This window comes from Microcoleus sp. AT9b-C3, assembly GCF_036705485.1.
Taxonomy (GTDB): Bacteria; Cyanobacteriota; Cyanobacteriia; order Cyanobacteriales; family Microcoleaceae; genus Microcoleus.
Window position 1 is genome coordinate 1 of record NZ_JAUBUR010000019.1, and the last position, 12,932, is coordinate 12,932.

Annotated in this window: 17 protein-coding genes; all 17 read right to left on the bottom strand. The window is 47.0% G+C overall.

Annotated elements, in window-relative coordinates; all coding sequences use genetic code 11:
• Positions 1 to 513: 513 nt before the first annotated feature.
• Positions 514 to 915: a RidA family protein gene (locus QUB77_RS17685; RefSeq protein ID WP_333175690.1), complete on the bottom strand. Its 402-nt coding sequence runs from the start codon at positions 913 to 915 to the stop codon at positions 514 to 516.
• A gap of 78 nt (positions 916 to 993) precedes the next feature.
• Positions 994 to 1,371, bottom strand: coding sequence for a hypothetical protein (locus QUB77_RS17690; protein ID WP_333175688.1), 378 nt, complete (start codon positions 1,369 to 1,371; stop codon positions 994 to 996).
• 69 nt (positions 1,372 to 1,440) lie between these two features.
• The gene (locus tag QUB77_RS17695) at positions 1,441 to 2,373 is read right to left on the bottom strand and encodes a zinc-binding dehydrogenase (RefSeq protein ID WP_333175686.1); all 933 of its coding nucleotides are present in this window, start codon (positions 2,371 to 2,373) and stop codon (positions 1,441 to 1,443) included.
• A gap of 70 nt (positions 2,374 to 2,443) precedes the next feature.
• Complete coding sequence (locus QUB77_RS17700) at positions 2,444 to 3,193, bottom strand: SDR family oxidoreductase (protein ID WP_333175684.1); 750 nt, start codon at positions 3,191 to 3,193, stop codon at positions 2,444 to 2,446.
• A gap of 207 nt (positions 3,194 to 3,400) precedes the next feature.
• A complete protein-coding gene (locus QUB77_RS17705; protein WP_333175682.1) occupies positions 3,401 to 3,976 on the bottom strand; it encodes a TMEM175 family protein in 576 nt (191 codons plus the stop codon).
• A 370-nt stretch (positions 3,977 to 4,346) separates the two neighbouring features.
• Positions 4,347 to 4,772 carry a RidA family protein gene (locus QUB77_RS17710; protein ID WP_333175680.1) on the bottom strand — a complete coding sequence of 142 codons (426 nt, stop codon included), beginning with the start codon at positions 4,770 to 4,772 and terminating at the stop codon, positions 4,347 to 4,349.
• A 255-nt stretch (positions 4,773 to 5,027) separates the two neighbouring features.
• Positions 5,028 to 5,753 (bottom strand): alpha/beta hydrolase, encoded by a 726-nt coding sequence (locus tag QUB77_RS17715; RefSeq protein ID WP_333175678.1) that lies wholly within the window; start codon positions 5,751 to 5,753, stop codon positions 5,028 to 5,030.
• Between the two features lie 183 nt (positions 5,754 to 5,936).
• Positions 5,937 to 6,125: a hypothetical protein gene (locus QUB77_RS17720; protein ID WP_333175676.1), complete on the bottom strand. Its 189-nt coding sequence runs from the start codon at positions 6,123 to 6,125 to the stop codon at positions 5,937 to 5,939.
• A gap of 30 nt (positions 6,126 to 6,155) precedes the next feature.
• A complete protein-coding gene (locus QUB77_RS17725) occupies positions 6,156 to 6,467 on the bottom strand; it encodes an SgcJ/EcaC family oxidoreductase (RefSeq protein ID WP_333175674.1) in 312 nt (103 codons plus the stop codon).
• Between the two features lie 17 nt (positions 6,468 to 6,484).
• The gene (locus tag QUB77_RS17730; RefSeq protein ID WP_333175672.1) at positions 6,485 to 6,874 is read right to left on the bottom strand and encodes a cupin domain-containing protein; all 390 of its coding nucleotides are present in this window, start codon (positions 6,872 to 6,874) and stop codon (positions 6,485 to 6,487) included.
• 58 nt (positions 6,875 to 6,932) lie between these two features.
• Positions 6,933 to 7,346, bottom strand: coding sequence for a hypothetical protein (locus QUB77_RS17735; RefSeq protein ID WP_333175670.1), 414 nt, complete (start codon positions 7,344 to 7,346; stop codon positions 6,933 to 6,935).
• Positions 7,339 to 8,232 carry a pirin family protein gene (locus QUB77_RS17740; protein ID WP_333175669.1) on the bottom strand — a complete coding sequence of 298 codons (894 nt, stop codon included), beginning with the start codon at positions 8,230 to 8,232 and terminating at the stop codon, positions 7,339 to 7,341. Before QUB77_RS17740 ends, QUB77_RS17735 begins: the two co-directional genes overlap by 8 nt.
• Positions 8,233 to 8,337: 105 nt before the next feature.
• Positions 8,338 to 9,174 (bottom strand): alpha/beta hydrolase, encoded by an 837-nt coding sequence (locus QUB77_RS17745; RefSeq protein WP_333175666.1) that lies wholly within the window; start codon positions 9,172 to 9,174, stop codon positions 8,338 to 8,340.
• Between the two features lie 255 nt (positions 9,175 to 9,429).
• Entirely contained in the window at positions 9,430 to 10,347 is a 918-nt protein-coding gene (locus QUB77_RS17750) for a dioxygenase family protein (RefSeq protein ID WP_333175664.1), read from the bottom strand.
• 50 nt (positions 10,348 to 10,397) lie between these two features.
• Entirely contained in the window at positions 10,398 to 10,967 is a 570-nt protein-coding gene (locus tag QUB77_RS17755; protein ID WP_333175662.1) for a DUF981 domain-containing protein, read from the bottom strand.
• Positions 10,968 to 11,559: 592 nt separating this feature from the next.
• Complete coding sequence (locus QUB77_RS17760) at positions 11,560 to 12,024, bottom strand: lipocalin-like domain-containing protein (protein WP_333175660.1); 465 nt, start codon at positions 12,022 to 12,024, stop codon at positions 11,560 to 11,562.
• Positions 12,025 to 12,054: 30 nt separating this feature from the next.
• Positions 12,055 to 12,918, bottom strand: a complete 864-nt coding sequence (locus QUB77_RS17765) for a dioxygenase family protein (RefSeq protein ID WP_333175658.1) — start codon at positions 12,916 to 12,918, stop codon at positions 12,055 to 12,057.
• Positions 12,919 to 12,932: the final 14 nt, after the last annotated feature.

Here is a 12,932-nt window from a genome sequence, read left to right on the forward strand (position 1 = left end):
TTCAGCTCCGAGTTAACCATTTTTCTTCATTTTACATCATCTTGCATTTGTCTCACATTTATTTGAAATGACTATAAACCTCACTATCAAATGACCTGTGAAGCTGTGGAAGAATATGAAGTCGTATTATCCGTAGGAGATACCACCTTTCTAGATTAGGGCAGCAAAACCTGGATTTAAAACTAAATTAGAAGAGTTAAGTAGAAAAATCCGTTGTGAGTTGATCTCTGTAGGAGCGAAAATTGCAATAAGCGCACTTTTTTCATTATAATTGATAACTCATCAACTTATTTATTTTTCATTCCTAATTAAGACATCATTAATATTTTCGGCTATTTTGCTCAACAATAGCTCAAAGCTACTATTCTGCTTTCTTTAAGCATTTATATTTATTGCAAAAGTGACACGCTCCCAACTGGTACATCCCTTAACGGGAGTTCTTGTTCTCCTGCTACTTAACCCCCTAGACCAGTTTTCGAGGAGCATAAATTGTGTTATTAACGCTTGCAAAACTCACGGAACAATTGCAGTCACGCGAATTTCAATCCGCATCTTGGGTAGTCCAAGCGCCGGGACTCCTACCTGTGTCGAGATTGGAGCGTGGTTGGGCATATAATGACGAAATAGCTGGCACATCACTTCGTTAACCTCCGGGGGGAACCCGCCAACATGGTAAGAATTAACGTGAACCACATGCTCCCAACCCGCACCAGCCGTCGCCAAGGTTCGCTCGACGTTCGGGAACGCCTGAGCAATCTCGTCTGCAAGCGATTCGGGAATTTGCAGATTGTCATCCCAGCCACCTTGACCTGATATCTCCACTCGATCGCCAATTTTTACCGCTTGCGAGTAATGCAATTGATTTAACAGATATTCCCCATAACCAGGGGTAACAAAAAACTTGGGCTTATTCATGGTGTTCCTCATGTAGTACGTTTGACTCTATCTCGCGTTGCTGAAACGAGTTTGTTTCGGCATCATCCGATTTAGACCCTAATGTTCAGAATTCACTTGCCATGTCACCACAATGAGTTCTGCAAGCAGTAAAACAACTATTAGCCGCGAAAACGCTTGTAAAATGGCTTCCATCGTCCAGTTCTGACTCTGAACCTCCCAGATCATCACAACAATATTCACTCCAATCGCCAACCAGGGTAGAATTACCGCTGAATTCCGTCTGCGATAGAAGCGAATCGCTGTCTCGCGCCAAAATGGAAAGGTACTGAGAATACAAGCGATGTAGGACGCTCCTGCACTAATGAACAAGCTTGTTTGAAGACCCGAAGGCAGGTTCGGGGCTCCAAGCGCGATCGCACTCAGACAAACTCCCAGCGCCAGATACAGGAAAGTAAACAAGGTAAATCGTTTCATTCTTTGCAAATAAAGCTCCGCGATAATCTATTCCTATGTGGCTGACATGACTCAGCCGATGAACAACAATTAGTCCACATGCAGCACAGCCTTACCTGAAAATCTGCGCCCGATCAAATCAGCCGACGTTACGTCTGCTTCACGCCACGAAACTGCTCGATCGATGTGCGTTTTGAGCCGCCCCTGCTCAACTAACCTCAGTAGACGAGCCAGCCCAGAACTAGCACTTTCCATCTCTACTTCGGTGTACAGCGTGAACCCGTAAAGCGTGCGCTGTCCTCCATTCTCGGAATAGAAGTCTGCCAGGGACAGCTTCATCTCGTTGCCGCTGCTACTGCCATAACAAACGCAGGTGCCTCCTTGAGCCAAAAACGTAGTTAGCTTCCCGACCAATTCACCTCCTACTCCATCGACAATCAGTCGATAAGGCGCGAACTGCTCGGCTTCTTGCCCAGTCTCGGTCACCACCACGTCATCCGCGCCGTAATCTCGCACAAATGCTTCTTGCGCTGGCTGACGAACTTGGGCAACGATGCTGGCTCCCATCATCCGAGCAAGCTGCATGGCGAAGAGTCCCACTCCCCCTGTTGCCCCTGTGATCAGCACCCGACTTCCTAGTAAACGAGAGCCCTTTTCCACTGCATACAGTGCTGTTAACCCTGCGACGGGCAGTGTAGCGGCATCGGTATGTGATACGCCCTGGGGAATGATAGCTAGAAAGCGAGTCGAAATTGCTACATATTCTGCCCAGCCCTCCGAGCGGATGGAGAGGGCGACAATTTTTGTCCCTGTGGGTGGACCACTGCCGTCCTGTGCTGTTTGTTCAACAACGCCAACGATATCCCAGCCAATTGGAGTGCCCAGTGGAGCATTTTGCGATCGCTTAAGTTCGCCCCGATTCATCGAAAATGCCTTGACGCGAATCAAGCACTCGTTAGCCTTCGGAGTAGGAACTTCAGTGTCTTGAAAGATGAGGTTGCCAACGGCATCTGGTGAACTCACGAGTCTACGCATCGCCATATCCTTGTGTGTAGAGGGCTATAGTTTCATGTTCTAGATAGAACTGTTTCAATCAACTTGCTGTATATCCACCATCGATCACTAAGGGTTGCCCAGTGATGTAGCTGGCAGCGTCGGAGCAGAGAAACACCACCGCTTGAGCAATTTCTGCTGCCTGACCGATCCGACCCATTGGAACCATAGACCCGAGTTCATCGGACGGGATGCCCCACTGGTCGGCGGCACGAGCCATGATGTCAGTCGCAATCGGACCAGGATTGACGGCATTGATCCGAATACCCTGTTTGGCATAGTCGAGTGCGGCAGTGCGTGTCAGCCCCATTACTGCATGTTTGCTGGCAACGTAAGGAGAAGTCTCCGGAAACGCAACGAGACCACTCGCTGACGAATTGTTCACGATCACACCAGATCCTTGAGACAACATTTGCTGAATTTCGTACTTCATGCACAAAAACAGTCCCCGAACATTGACGGCCATCAGGTTGTCAAAGTCTTCAATTGATTGTTCATGCAGAGGCTTAAAAAAACCCTCAATGCCTGCATTGTTGAAGGCATAGTCGAGTCGCCCGTAGGTTGCAACCGTATGAAGCACTAACGCTTTGATATCTTCCTCTTTTGAGGCATCTGAATGGACATATAAACATTCAGCACCTGTTTCACGGATTAGTTTGGCAGTTTTTTCACCTTCTGCATCGCGTCTGCCTGAGAATACTACCTTTGCTCCAGCAGCACCGAATGCGATCGCAGTTGCTCTGCCAATTCCCGATGTGCCTCCCGTAACTAACGCCACTTTATCTTGCATTATCATTTTGTTTCTCCTGTTTCAATCTCTGTGGGTAGATTCCCCGCCCCTTGGAGCGTAAAATGCCAGGATGAGTGAGTACATCCATAACCGGCATAACGTTCCCGCTCACCGGACGCAGATCACCTTTGTCTGTGACCAACAACCTATATTCGTTCTGGTACAGAGGGTTTGTTAGCTAATTTTTGTTGCATCGAACATGGAACTTTATGAGTTCAACGTCTTTTCAATACGGCGATCGGGAATGAGCCACACAACTGCAACCAGAACGTATAATGCACATGCAAGCCAAGAGGCTGCAAAAGCAAGTGGAATTGTAACTGCATAAATCAATACCGATAACTTGCCTTTAAAATCCCGACCAAGAGCGTTCGCAAGTGTGGAATCTTGACCGTGGTGAAAAATAAGTGTGCGGGTCAGAGTGAAGTAGGCGATCGCAGCCAACAATAGAACCACACCATAAAGCGCCACAGGCAACGCAGCAAAGTGATTTTCACCCATCCATGCGGTGACAAAGGGAAATAATGATAACCAGAACAACAAATGTAGGTTTGCCCACAAAGTTGAACCATTCACTTGTCGGACTGCCTGAAACAGGTGATGGTGATTGTTCCAGTAGATACCAACATGCACGAAACTCAACACATAGCTTAGAAAGGTTGGAATCAGCGGACGTAGTGCAGCTAAATCTGACTCATGAGGTGTTTTTAACTCCAGCACCATAATGGTGATAATAATAGCAATTACCCCATCACTGAATGCTTCTAACCTACCTTTAACCATTTTTGGGTATGCTCCTTGTCTGCTTACCGTGTTGTATAACTGCCGTTTGCAAATTGGTTGTCCGGTTATCCACTATCCATTTAGTATCTCTAAGTGACAGCAGATCGCTTCAAACTTTGTATCAAGGTCGCTAGTCCATCCGCTTCAGCAATTTGCAATTTGTTAGCCTTACACGGTTGGGAAACACTCTAGGGCTACTCGATCCCAATGCCCTACGTTGGCTGCTGCTTCATAGGTGCTTTGGGAAAAAAGCAAGGAGCGTTGCATAGGTATCCTGCCAAGCTGCTAAGGGCAAACTGGGCCAAATGATTGAGGCTGATGTGAAATCTGAAATTAGGGGCGCGTCCTTCTCCTGGGCGTAGTCGCCGAATCACCCCGTTGCCGCTTGTGCAAAATTCACGGAACAATTGCAGACGCGGATTTCAACACGCATCGTTGGCAGTCCAAGCGCCGCCACTCCTAGCTCTGTCCAAATTGGGGCGTGGTTGGGTATGTAATGACGAAATAGCCTGACTATCACATCATTAACCTCTGGGGGAAACCCGCCAACATGGTAAGAATTGACGTGAACCACATGCTCCCAACTCGCACCAGCAGTTGCCAAGGTTCGCTCTATGTTCCGAAATGCCTGAGCAATCTCATCTGCGATCGCTTCGGGAATTTGCAGATTGTCATCCCAGCCGCCTTGGCCGGATGTCTCGACGCGATTGTCAATTTTTACCGCTTGCGAGTAATGCAAATTATTCAGCATATATTCCCCATCACCGGGGGTGACAAAAAACTCGGGCTTTTTCATTGTGTTCCTTTGTTCAGTACGTTGTGTCTATTATGTAGAAAAGAGGTTTGTAATCTAATTCACGCGATGAATTCGATGCCATACTTGGGTGCCACTGCCAAAACTCGCTCGATCGCTTCGGGAGTGACTGAGCGTAATGGAGCCTCTAGGTTGTCTACTGGAACTCGGCATCTCTAAAGTGTAGTGAGTCGAAGTACCTGATTGCTTTCAGATTCTTACGATGATTTCTCAAATAGCTGTGATGAACTGTCGCGGCTAGTCGCGCCCTGCGACAATAATATTTTCTGCTAGACTGATAGGATTAGAAAACATCACCTCATGACTACCCGGCATTTGCACGAGCCGAAATAGCCCCAAGCGGCTAGACATCCTGGGATGCCAACCCCCCTCCCTTTGAGGTAAGACATTGTCTTCTGTACAGTAGAGGTAGCTTTTGGGAATGGGCAGCGAGTAAAACTGCTTCAGGTCTAATTTGTCAATAAACGGTTGATACGGTTCAGGCGATAATTGCGCGTAGCTCGATTTCGCCAGGTCGAGGTCAGCATCGTTGAGAAACGCTTCTCGCCAAATCTCAAAAGGCATCGTTATCGTATTATCGTCCGATTCTCTCGCTAGCTTGTCGAATAACGCTTGAGAGTCAGGTGGGATGTTGTCTCTGAGGCTCTCACCATCATTCAGGACAAAGGCATTGAAGAAGATTAGCCGTCGAATGCGATCGCGAATTGCTTCAGCAACTTTGGCAATAATGCTGCCACCAAAGCTATGTCCAAGTAAGACAATATCGGTTAAGTCTTTATCAACCATGTAATCGATGATCGACTGGGTACATTGAGCATGGTTGACGTTTTTATTCACGCCTTTACCATGACCCGCGATCGTGGGAGCAAAAGCCTGATGACCTTTCGCTTCTAGATGTTGGATGACCGCGTTCCAAGCAGAACCATCGTGCCACGAGCCGTGAACTAAGACAAAGGTTGACATTGGATGACTCCTTGCAATGCGGGATGAATATTCTGTTCTAATGACATTAAAAGTTTCTCCTTTGCTATCTGCAACGAATTCATTACGTTTCTGTAGCAGCGGAAGGTAAAGTTCCAGGTGTGCCTAAAATTTCGTCGCCAATCTCGGCACAAATCCGATCAACCAGCGATCGTTATTAAAAACTCAAGATTGATCTACTTGATGACGCTGCTTGAGACCTGTAACGAGATCGGTTACTTGACGTTGAGCCTCTTCACTCAGTGAGTCAAACTCGTCCAAGAAGAATTGCCGTTCTAGCGTCAATTTCCGGGCATTGAGTAGCCCTTCAATCCGCCAATCTCGATCGCGTTTCATCACGACGAATAGCTGCATCGAATCTCGTGACGGTGAAGTTTCGGGTTGTCAGGGTAATGCTGCCCGGACAACTCCGCTCATGAGAGCAAGTTGAGGATTCAGGAAGTGGACGAAATTCACCTCACCCTCCAAGCGTGTTCCTTTGACAACTGTGTCGAAGGCTTGCTGATTAAATTCAGCTATTTCTTTTCGACCCTTGAGATGCGTTCCCTCGAAGGCGATGAAATCGGCAATTTCGCTAAACGGAGCAGCGAAGTCTTCACCGCTGCCTCGATTCCAAGCATCAATCATCTGGCGATGGAAAGTACGGATTACGGACTCGTCAGCAGTAGTGGTGGTTTGAGCTGTTTGTGAATTCATAGTTTTGAGCAATTGGATTAGAGTGATGCGGTTGCCTCAATTTCAGGTGCATAAATCGTTTCGTCTTCTTTGCGCCAAGCTGGATCGACTAGACAAACGAAAACAATAGGTTCGTCGCCGTTGTTGTGAAGGAACTGGATTGCATTGGGAGGAATGTAAACCGCATCACCTGGTTCAATGCGACAAACTTCACTGTCGATCGACATTTCTCCAACACCGCTAATGATGTAATAAACCTCAGAAGTCTTTAGAGAATGGGGAATCGAAGTTTTGCCAACAGGTAAGATCGCATGCGCCAAACTGTAACGCAAGTTGATGTCTTGTTTGTCAGGATGAAGCAGTTCGCGCAGAACAGTTCCATCTCCAGCGATAATTTCTTCACAGTCGTTTAGTTTTTGGATCAGCATACGTTTAGGTTTGCAATTACACAATCGGAGCAAGTTCAGAATCTGTGAATTTTGGATGTTAAATACTGTCAGAGGTCAGCAACGTCACGACATCCGCATGAGCTAATACGACATCGGGGTGGCGTTGAAGTGCCGTGTTATACTTCATGGCAAACTCATTGCCCAATTCATCAGGGCTGAGCAGTGTACGAATGTCACTGTCGATCGCTTCAATTGCCTCTGGTGTAACAGATTCATCGACATGAAGCAACTCATCGATTTGGATAATCAATGCTGAGAGTCGATGCAACCAAGCAAACTGCTCATGACTAATCGCCAGTTGTAGCAATTCACCTCCAGAAACGTGCCCTCGAACTTGCTCATAGGTAAGGCGCTCAGTCTCTAGTAAAAGCTTGTGCAGATGCAGTAGTTTGATTCGTAACTCACTCAAGCGGTGATGTTGACTAATCCGTTGTTGAAATGTGTTAGGCATAAATCCGTCCCATCCTTCCTTCTTGGTAGTCGTTGATCGCTTGGGTGATTTCAGCTTCAGTGTTCATGACAAACGGACCGTAACGCACAACTGGTTCGTTAAGGGGTACACCTGCAATCAGCAGAATATCTAGAGGACGCTGAGCATCAGCAGGGTTGGAGATCACCACATCCTCTCCATCTTGAGAAAAGAGCACCATCTGCCCATCATCACCAGGCGCTGGCTCTGTCCCAAACAACCCAGACCCCTCCAGTACATAGACAAAGGCGTTGTACTCTTTTGGTACAGGCTGGATCATCGTTGCCCCTGGTTGTAGTGTGAAGTGGAGGTAGGTTATCGGCGTGCGCGTCTGAATTACGGCTTTTGCCCCTAACGCTTCTCCCGCAATCACCCGCACTGTCACAGACCCATCTTCGGTTTGAGCGACCGGAATCTGAGCCGCTGGAATTTCCTGGTAGCGGGGCGGCATCATTTTGTCTCGTTGTGGCAGATTGACCCATAGTTGAATGCCGTGAAGTCGTCCACCAGTTTGGGTAAACATTGACTCCGGCATCTCGGAATGCACAACCCCGGCACCTGCTGTCATCCACTGGACATCACCCGGATTTAGTAGCCCGGCGTGCCCTGCAGAATCTTTGTGTTCTAACCGTCCATCCAAGACATAGCTGACGGTTTCAAAGCCCCGGTGCGGATGATCGGGTGCACCTTTTGCCTGACCCGGCTTTAGATTAATCGGACCCAACTCGTCGAGGAGGAGAAACGGGTCAAATTCAGAGAAGCTACTTTTGGGAAAGGGCCGACGTACAAGAAATCCGGCCCCTTCGAGTGTTTCAACACTGTTAATTACTCCGGCAACGGTTCGAGACGTTTGAGTGGGGACAGTCATAGAATTGCCTCTTCAGAACTAGACAAGTATGTGTATCATTTGAGCCTGACTCAACGGGGTGAATCACAGGGTTTTTCAAAAGCCAGAAATGCAGCAAATCACTGATTATTCCTGCTGAAGAAATTCTAGTAATAGGGGATTGACCTGATCGGCGTGAGTCCAGTTGATGGCGTGCGGCCCGCCGGGAATGACAACCAGTTGACTGTTTTTGATCAGCTTTGGGAGTCTTGCTGCGGTGGACTCAAGCGGCAGAATGCGATCGCTATCTCCATGAATAATCAGAGTCGGCACATCAATGCGGGGCAGATCATCGCGGAAATCAGTCAGCCAAGAGGGTACACAGTCCAAAGTCCCTTTAGCAGAAGCCCCTGCTGCTACATTCCAACTGGCTTGAATTGCCTCATTGCTGATGCGATCGCCAAGCAATACATCAACATTAAAGAACTCTTTGAAAAAGGCAGAGAAATAAGCTGGACGATCGTCAACAATCGCTTTCATAATGCCATCGAAAATGCTTTGATCAACACCCTCTGGATTGTCGTCTGTCTTTAACAGAAACGGTGGAACGGGAGCCATCAGCACGGCTTTCTGCACCCGCTCTGAGCCGTATTTGCCAAGATAACGTGTGACTTCACCTGTTCCCATTGAGAAACCGACCAGCACGGTATTTTGCAAGTCAAGCTTGGTCATGAGTGTATTCAAATCGGCGGCGAAGGTATCGTAGTCATAGCCAGATGATGGCTGACTGGAGTTGCCAAATCCTCGGCGATCGTAGGTAATTACTCGATATCCTGCATTCAGTAAAACTAAGACCTGCTTCTCCCAGGAATGTCCGTTCAATGGAAATCCATGAATCAGTACAATCGGTTGACCTGTCCCAAGATCTTCGTAGTAGAGATCGATGGTTGCAGAGTTTTCTTGACCAACGGTAATGTAAGGCATGAGAGGTTTCTCCGTTGTAAATTGAGGATGTGTATTTGTCTGTTGCATCACAATTTTTATGCAGCGATCGAGCACCGTCTTAACAATGCTGTGTTAAGCAGACTTCAAGATGGGGCAAGAATCCATTGCGTATCATCGCTTCAGAACGACAAGAATCCTTCATTGTTGCCTGAGCGCGATCGCCGCGTTTGCCGCCTCTAAGATGGCTTTGATTCTGCTGTTGCAGAAATTAACTTCCAAATGCCAATTAGCGGGTTATTTTGAATCAATGGTGTAGGCATATTGTTCAGATGTTGCTTTATAGTCTTCGGCTGAAGTAACGGGTGTCAACACAAAATCAAACTCAGTCGTGTAAAACGGCTTACTTTGATTTTGTGCCTTGAGTTCGTCTGGTGCTTCATGTTTTTGCAATTGAACGATCGCCGATCGCACTGCAAAGGTTGTATCTGAATCCAGGTGAGGATCGCCAGCAATAAAAATTTGTGTTGTCAGCGGAGTGTACTCCGGGGCACTGACTTTGACATGGATGTGAGCCGCCCGCCAGGGATGCCGTCCCAAGAGTCCCAGCAACTCGCCACATGGGCCACTGCTTGGCACTTTGTAACCTAGTGGCACGACGGTTTCAAACATATACTTTCCACTCTTGTTCGTTTTGAAACGTCCGCGAAAATTCCCCAACGGCACAGATGGCTCTTGGACATCATATAATCCTTTGGAATTGGGTTGCCAAACATCAATCAGAGCATTGGCGATCGGTTGACCGTTCACATCTAAAACACTGCCTGACAGGAAAAGCGTGTCGCCTTCTGGATCAATGCCTAAGTGATCGCCCATCTGCCGTTCTGGTGCATTCGGCACATACAAGGGTCCTTCTAAATTGCTTTCTGTACCGCGATGCGAATCGTGCAGTAATTCTACCAACTCTGAGATTCCGAGTAGATCTGTTAACGCCTGCATTTCTCCAGCGGGAATCTCCTGAGTGTGATGACTGACCCGGTTGAGAAAATTACGTCCCTGCTGCAACTCTGATTCAGTCAGATTCACCTCACGCACAAAGTCATGCAAATGTCGAACCAAGCTCGTGTACATTTCATACAGTCGCGGGTGAGATTTGCCACGATCGCCATGATTAATGACGGCTTCAGTGATAGTTTCAAGTGCGATTTTCTGCACGATCAAACTCCTTTTTAGTTACGTGATTAATGATGGTTGTTTTACGGCGACTATCTTGGCAGGGGTGTCCACTTTGAAAAGTCCGCAAGATGCGCCCAGTAGGCAGTCAATCCGATATAAGCAAAGATGAGAGCTGCCACACTTAACACAATTGCTCCAATAGTTCGCAAGAGCCGGGTTGATTTGAGAGAGAGGGTTGGTACAGAAAAAATTCCTCCTAAGCCAACGAGAATGAACCCAATTCCTGACAGCAAAGGAAGTTGTGTTATTCCCAGGTTTATGATGCGAAAGCCAATTAGAAGCGATACCAGTCCTGCAAAGAATCCATAAATGCCCAGGGTAAATAATTCCCAACCCATTGCCAGAGTTAGGGAAGTTCCTACAAACAAAATGCCAAACAGAACAGTTGTTTCACCATAGGCAACATTGAAACTACCAATAATGGGCCAGGTAAAAGTCATGTGTAAGCCAGTGACTAAAGCGATCGCGCCGACTACACCAAAACCAGGAATCCAGCGTTTCTGATTTGAAGTACCAAGACCAAAATACACATAGGCAGCTAACAGAGCGAGTCCAGCCGATAGATTAATCAGCATGAGTGTCAGGTAATCGATAAACATTAGACCTCCTGCAAATGTTCGGTTTTGTTAAGACTTAGACAAAAACTGAAGTATGCAATGCCTGTCGCATTGCTGTGTGTACCAGTTTTGGCTTCATAAATACTCTTTCACCACAGCACTAAAACGATAATGATCGAGAATCTCAAGTTTGTAGCGGGGCAGGCGAGGCTGTATCACCATCAGGTGAACATCGCCAATACGAAAGCGCTTGCCCAGCAATCTTCGCACTTATTAGACAGGGATGGGTTGCAGCCGTGATGCGAGAAATTGCGTGATGTGATTTGCGATCGCATCCCCATCTTCTTCCAGAGCAAAATGTCCGGTATCGAGTAAATGAAACTCAACGTCATTACCGAAGACTTCTACAACGTAGATGTCTGAGAAACAGGTGTTTCGTTGTCCTCATTCTTCAACATTCATTTGATTCAGAACAGTCAAGTTTGCTGAGTTAAGCTACAAGTTAGAGACGGTTGACAGCGCTAAAATCTTGATTCAGATTGCATTCGCTTGCGGTTGAAGCTTGAATGAAATTTGATACTGTGTCGCAAAGTTGTAGAAACTGAAAGGCTTTTGCGGTGCAATGACAAAGCAATTAAATGCGCTCCCACACCAACTCGAAAACCGCCTCAACACCATCACTCAAAACTGGCAACGTTTTCAGCGTCACTCGGCTCTCACTCAGAGTAAAAGTGCGAACTAACGTTGTACCGACCCGATTAGGAATTGATGCAATTTTGATCTGGTGAGTTACTGTGTTGCCACTCAACGTATAAGTTCCAGCGTAAGCATTGAATGTTGTAAATGCTTGAGCAAGCTCTTCCACGGGTAAAGATTGCATCTGGGGAGTCAGCGGTGATCTGACCTCCTGACTCAGCGGTGAGCGATCGCTCCTAGAAAACATCACCATCATGTGACCATCTGATGTGTAAGTGATGTAGCCAACCGGATGAGTTCCATACACGTCTGGAGTCACCGTTCCATCAGCGTAAATGGCAGTTGCAGAAATTAACTTCCAAATGCCAATTAGCAGATTGTTCTGGATTGATGGTGTAGACATAATGTGCAACCATTGCTTAATGATTCTCCGCTAGAGAGTAGTGGGTTTCAACACAAAATCAAACTCAGTCGTGTAAAACGGCTTACTTTGATTGTGTGCCTTGAATTCGTCTGGTGCTTCATGTTTTTGCAATTGAACGATCGCCGATTGAACTGCAAAGGTTGTATCTGAATCTAGGTGAGGATCGCCAGCAATAAAAATTTGTGTTGTCAGCGAAGTATACTCCGGAGCACTGAGTTTGAAATGGATGTGAGCCGCCCGCCAGGGATGCCGTCCCAAGAGTCGCAGCAATTCGCCAGATGGACCACTGCTTGGCACTTTGTAACCTAGTGGCACGACGGTTTCAAACATATACTTTCCACTCTTGTTCGTTTTGAAACGTCCGCGAAAATTCCCCAGCGGCACAGATGGATCTTGGATATCATATAATCCTTTGGAGTTGGGTTGCCAAACATCAATCAGAGCATTGGCGATCGGTTGACCGTTCAAATTTAAAACCCTGCCTGACAGGAAAAGTGAGTCTCCTTCTGCATCAATACCCAAGCGATCGCCCATCTGCCGTTCTGGTGCATTCGGCACATACAAAGGTCCTTCTAAATTGCTTTCTGTACCGCGATGCTTATCGTGCAGCAATTCTACCAACTCTGAAATCCCTAGTAGATCCGTTAACAGATGGATCTCTCCAGTGGGAATCTCTTGAGTGTGATGACTTGCCTGGTTGAGAAAATTACGTCCCTGCTGCAACTCTGATTCAGTTAGATTCACCTCACGCACAAAGTCATGCAAATGTCCAACCAAGCTCGTGTAAATGTCATAGAGTCGCGGGTGAGATTTGCCGCGATCGCCATGATTGATGACGGCTTCAGTGATAGTGTCAATTGTGATGCTCTGCACGATTAAACTCCTTT

Bases quoted from the DNA above. Each gene is read 5' to 3' on its own strand.
- QUB77_RS17685 (WP_333175690.1), bottom strand. From the start codon at position 915: ATGAATAAGCCCAAGTTTTTTGTTACCCCTGGTTATGGGGAATATCTG.
- QUB77_RS17690 (WP_333175688.1), bottom strand. From the start codon at position 1,371: ATGAAACGATTTACCTTGTTTACTTTCCTGTATCTGGCGCTGGGAGTT.
- QUB77_RS17700 (WP_333175684.1), bottom strand. From the start codon at position 3,193: ATGCAAGATAAAGTGGCGTTAGTTACGGGAGGCACATCGGGAATTGGC.
- QUB77_RS17705 (WP_333175682.1), bottom strand. From the start codon at position 3,976: ATGGTTAAAGGTAGGTTAGAAGCATTCAGTGATGGGGTAATTGCTATT.
- QUB77_RS17710 (WP_333175680.1), bottom strand. From the start codon at position 4,772: ATGAAAAAGCCCGAGTTTTTTGTCACCCCCGGTGATGGGGAATATATG.
- QUB77_RS17715 (WP_333175678.1), bottom strand. From the start codon at position 5,753: ATGTCAACCTTTGTCTTAGTTCACGGCTCGTGGCACGATGGTTCTGCT.
- QUB77_RS17720 (WP_333175676.1), bottom strand. From the start codon at position 6,125: ATGCAGCTATTCGTCGTGATGAAACGCGATCGAGATTGGCGGATTGAA.
- QUB77_RS17725 (WP_333175674.1), bottom strand. From the start codon at position 6,467: ATGAATTCACAAACAGCTCAAACCACCACTACTGCTGACGAGTCCGTA.
- QUB77_RS17730 (WP_333175672.1), bottom strand. From the start codon at position 6,874: ATGCTGATCCAAAAACTAAACGACTGTGAAGAAATTATCGCTGGAGAT.
- QUB77_RS17735 (WP_333175670.1), bottom strand. From the start codon at position 7,346: ATGCCTAACACATTTCAACAACGGATTAGTCAACATCACCGCTTGAGT.
- QUB77_RS17740 (WP_333175669.1), bottom strand. From the start codon at position 8,232: ATGACTGTCCCCACTCAAACGTCTCGAACCGTTGCCGGAGTAATTAAC.
- QUB77_RS17745 (WP_333175666.1), bottom strand. From the start codon at position 9,174: ATGCCTTACATTACCGTTGGTCAAGAAAACTCTGCAACCATCGATCTC.
- QUB77_RS17755 (WP_333175662.1), bottom strand. From the start codon at position 10,967: ATGTTTATCGATTACCTGACACTCATGCTGATTAATCTATCGGCTGGA.
- QUB77_RS17760 (WP_333175660.1), bottom strand. From the start codon at position 12,024: ATGTCTACACCATCAATCCAGAACAATCTGCTAATTGGCATTTGGAAG.